The organism is Pseudomonas sp. KCJK9058, assembly GCF_046230975.1.
GTDB lineage: Bacteria > Pseudomonadota > Gammaproteobacteria > Pseudomonadales > Pseudomonadaceae > Aquipseudomonas > Aquipseudomonas alloputida.
Window position 1 is genome coordinate 1 of record NZ_JBJJLR010000141.1, and the last position, 337, is coordinate 337.

Here is a 337-nt window from a genome sequence, read left to right on the forward strand (position 1 = left end):
GCCTTACGGCGCGACGTTCCTGATGTTCATGGAATACGCCCGCAACGCGGTGCGCATGTCGGCCCTGATGAAGCAGCGCGTGATCCACGTGTACACCCACGACTCCATCGGTCTGGGCGAAGACGGCCCGACGCACCAGCCGATCGAGCAGCTGACCAGCCTGCGCAGCACCCCGAACCTGGACACCTGGCGCCCGGCCGACGCGGTGGAATCCGCCGTGTCCTGGAAAAACGCCCTGGAGCGCAAGGACGGCCCATCGGCGCTGATCTTCTCGCGTCAGAACCTGCAGCACCAGGACCGCGATGCCCAGCAGATCGCCGACATCAGCCGCGGTGGC

General features: G+C 66.8%; 1 pseudogene. It reads left to right on the forward strand.

Annotated elements, in window-relative coordinates:
• Positions 1-337, forward strand: a pseudogene (locus ACK59Z_RS25955) (transketolase); the annotation flags it as partial.